Source organism: Aeromonas cavernicola, assembly GCF_002795305.1.
In the GTDB taxonomy this organism is placed as follows: domain Bacteria; phylum Pseudomonadota; class Gammaproteobacteria; order Enterobacterales; family Aeromonadaceae; genus Aeromonas; species Aeromonas cavernicola.
Genome location: NZ_PGGC01000136.1, coordinates 1 through 4,125, shown reverse-complemented (window position 1 = coordinate 4,125; position 4,125 = coordinate 1). Strand labels below are relative to the sequence as shown.

2 protein-coding genes are annotated in these 4,125 nt (G+C 50.9%); both read right to left on the bottom strand.

Features of this window, described 5'->3' with window-relative positions; genetic code table 11:
- The coding region (gene xseA / locus CUC53_RS14485) for an exodeoxyribonuclease VII large subunit (protein WP_236757930.1) at positions 1–1,015 on the bottom strand (1,015 nt) is incomplete at its 3' end.
- 297 nt (positions 1,016–1,312) lie between these two features.
- Positions 1,313–3,124 (bottom strand): SIR2 family protein, encoded by a 1,812-nt coding sequence (locus CUC53_RS14475; protein WP_157798286.1) that lies wholly within the window; start codon positions 3,122–3,124, stop codon positions 1,313–1,315.
- Positions 3,125–4,125: the final 1,001 nt, after the last annotated feature.

The window sequence follows — 4,125 nt, the reverse complement described above, 5'->3', positions numbered from 1 at the left end:
GCCTTGAGCTGCGCCTGCAGGGCCACAGCCCAGAGCGCTTGCTGGCGGCTGGCAAGCGCCGCTCTCCCTGATGTAGCCGCTGGCGCAGCAGTTGTTGCAAACGGCTGGCAAGCTCGTCGAGGTGCTGGGATTGCTGCTGCAGCCGCCGCTTTGGATCTTGATGGTCGAGCCGCTTTTGCAACAGTTCAGCGCGGTGCCGCGCGGCAGTTTGCAAGCGGGTTATGCCTTGTATTAAGCGCTGCTTGATGTGAGCCAAGCGCTGGGCTCGGGCTTGGTTATCGGGCGCTACCAATTCAGCGGCCGCAGAGGGGGTCGGGGCGCGTAAATCAGCGGCAAAGTCGCTGATGGTGACATCCACCTCATGGCCCACTGCGCTGATAATCGGGATGGTGGAGTGGGCGATGGCGCGGGCCACCGCCTCTTCGTTAAAGCACCAGAGATCTTCAAGGGATCCCCCACCACGCCCGACGATCAGCACATCCACCTCGGCCCGCCGGTTGGCGTTAGCAATCGCGGCGACGATCTGGCTGATGGCGGCGCTCCCTTGCACCTGAGTGGGGTAGATAATCACCGGCAGATCCGGCGCACGCCGTTTGAGCACCGTCAGCATATCGTGCAGGGCGGCGCCGGTGGCGGAGGTGATAAGGCCCACTGCGCGCGGCTCACGGGGCAGCGGCCGTTTACGGCTCTCGTCAAACAGCCCTTCGGCCCCGAGGCGGCGCTTGAGCTCATCAAAGCGCAGCGCTAGCACGCCATCCCCTGCGGGCTGCATCGATTCGATGATCAGCTGATAGTCACCGCGCGGCTCATAGAGCGACACCCGGGCCTGCACCAGCACCTGCATCCCATCCTGCGGGCGAAATACCACCCGCCGATTGTTGCCCTTGAACATGGCGCAACGCACCTGCGCAGAGAGATCTTTGAGCGAAAAGTACCAGTGGCCGGAGCTCGGCATCGCCAGATTGGAGAGCTCGCCGGTCAGCCACACCAGCCCCAAATCTTGCTCCAAGATCATGCGCACAGCGCTGTTGAGGCGGGTAACGGTAAACACCGGCGGTTCGGACGAGGTAGGAAGGGGGCGGTGAGTCAACGTCGCTCCTGATCAGGATAGGAAAAAGGCCGCGCCATCATAACGCAGTTCACCGCCGCTGCCGAGCAGTGGGGCACCAGCGGGCGTCAGGTGGTAGCGGCCAATGGCATGACCCATCGCCCATCGGATGGACCCAATGGGGAGGGGCAAGAAGCGCTGGGCAGGGCTTTGTTGCCGCGTGGCTTTGCTGCAGCATTCAGAGGCCAAATTAGCGGCGCAATGTTATTGCGCTTCATCACATGTCGAAACAGAATGTTCAATGTGCTCCAGCTCAACCTGTTTGTAGTGTAAAGCCTTCGCTACTTGTTCCTGCACGCCAGCCACATCGCTGCTGGCAAAGCGTGCGATCAGTTGGTCATAGACGCTAATTTCGTCCTCTTGGCGTGCTAGCTGACCGAGGGTGATGCCTTTATTAAGTAGAGCGCTAGCCACTCGTTCCTGCACGCCAGCCACATCGCTATGGGCAAAGCGTGCGATCAGTTGGTCATAGACGCTAATTTCGTCTTCTGGACGTGCTAGCTGACCGAGGGTAACACCCTTGTTGACTAGAGCCTGTGCCACTGTTTCCTGCACGCCAGCCATATCGCTATGGGCAAAGCGTGCGATCAGTTGGTCATAGACGCTAATTTCGTCCTCTGGGCGTGCTAGCTGACCGAGGGTGATGCCTTTATTAAGTAGAGCGCTAGCCACTGCATCCAGCACGCCAGCCACATCGCTGCTGGCAAAGCGTGCGATAAGCTGGTCATAGACGCTCATTTCGTCCTCTGGGCGTGCTAGCTGACCGAGGGTGATGCCCTTATTAAGTAGAGCCTTTGCCACTTGTTCTTGCACACCAGCCACATCGCTGCTGGCAAAGCGTGCGATCAGTTGGTCATAGACTGCAATTTCTTGTTCTAAATCGGTTTGCTTGAGTGCCCAATTCAAATAAGCCCGAGCTACCCACTCTTGTTCTGCATCATCTAATGGCTCGTGCGATTGCGAGGATTTAATGATTTCTTCATTTTTACCCTGCATATACAATTCGAGATAGTTGGAGCGCTGTGCAGTACGTTCTTGAGCTTGTGCTGCTTCGAGGCGTTGTCGCAGTTGTTGCAGAATATCTAGAGTGGTTGTTAGGCCAAGTTGCTCTGTATTCGATGATGTGTTGTTGCCTTTATGGTTATTCGTTTGTGGGTAGGGCAAGACAGGTTTTAACTCTTCGAGCAAGTGAGCATATGGATCAGTAAAAATCTGGGGCGGAAAACAGCCTAGCTCTTGTGCTAACTCGATTAAAAACACATCCGCACCATCAGTGCACGGCATATAGTGCGCCAAGTTTATTTTTAAAATAGATTCTTCAATATGCGTTGGGGCGTGCTCCGCGATATCAACCCAAAATAGTCGATGCTGACCGGAGTAATGATCCTTTATTTGTGGAAAAAAAGCATCCGCTTGTCCGCTATAGCCAATAAATAAGGCCGGTGATTCATTTAATGTTGCTTGAATAAATTGGCTTAATTGTTCTGCATGAGAAGCCGTTTCATCGTTTGTATTAAGTTGGGCGAAGCCATGACTCTGACCGTGTAAATGGATAATGGCTGGCTTATCAATTAAATGATAAAGGTTTAAGTTGGCGGCGGTAAAATCGTAAGTCGCTGGGTACAGACCCAGTAAGCCACAGCTACGAGCCAATAAATTATCAAAATTAAAAGTCAGTATTCGGCTGATATACTCCTCTCGCAGTAAGCAAGCCAATGCAATGTGTGCCCAGTTAATGTTTGCCTTGTTAATATACCCCTTTAGGAATTCTCGACGGTCATCACGCCCAATTTGGGCCATGCACTTTCCGTAGTCTTCACGCTCAGCACTGTTTAGTAATTTCAGTTCAGTAGAAAAAGATTGTTGTAATTCGGCGATTAATGTTTTTGCCAGTGGTATTCCTGCTGTTACAGAGCAGCCCGCACCTGTAAAAAATACAAATGGTTTTTTATTCTCTCTGGCTTTACGCATCAAATTAGCTAAGTCAGAAACATTATATTTTGGTTGTTTGTTCATAATGTATGAAACCTTACGGTTATGATGCCATCCATCTTGGTTTTATGTTTCCTGAGTGCCTGTTGGGCTTCGCGTTGCACTGTCCCCACCAACAACAGATGCCATCGCTTGTGGATAGTCACAGCCACACTCTTTATTGCCCTGTGCTGGCACTCACCCATATCAACACCGCCGATTTTGGCCGACATGGTAAGCCAAATGGCGCCTTGCTTGTTAGAAAAAGAGAGGGCTAATCGCGAGAAAGCCCCGATTATTTGCGCTAACTCACCCAATCGACTGACTACGTAGTGATCTCATCAACCTCGCTTACCTCCCTCCCTTTACTGGTTGTGGCAAGCTATGGTGTGATGTTCGGCTAAACCGTAGGTTGAGGCTGAACGAAGTGCAGCCCAAGGTTTACCTGCAATACTCGGATACCCATTTCTTATATCTGGCGGTGCAGCACCTTATTCAAGAGGCCCTGATTTGTTCGGGGAGATGACCGGGAATTCGAGTTACGGGTTGGCCAAGAAAATGAAGGGGCGGTGTTGAGGTCGTTTGGTTATGCCAGCGATAACCCCATATGAGCGGGACTATATCCCGAATAAATGGGATAAAGTGGATATAAAGAGACCTCCATCTTCATTTCAATCCGCTCTCGCTAACTGGTTGCTAATATCGTCACCGAAATATGGATTCAATCGACTGTATTTGTACGGCAATATCTGCCTTAGGGTCACTGTTTAGCGGCAAAAAATTAATTTTTTTGCTGTTTAATGAATTTGCTGATGGTCAGCGGGCCCGATGGGGAAATTATGTTTTATTTGAGTCTTAATAAATTAAAATAAGGCTGGTCATTAATTATTATTAAAATCAATAATGTATTTCCATTAATGCACTCTTTATTTACTGTTAAAGGTAGTTAATAGCATGTAAATATGGCTGCAGACGGGCCTTGCAAAGACAGGTTATTTTAAGATTCTATTGTATCCAAATTACCATGAGCAGGAGCAATATTGCCG

What these genes read in the sequence shown, in the direction of transcription:
- CUC53_RS14475 (WP_157798286.1), bottom strand. Translation starts at nt 3,124, where the DNA reads ATGAACAAACAACCAAAATATAATGTTTCTGACTTAGCTAATTTGATG.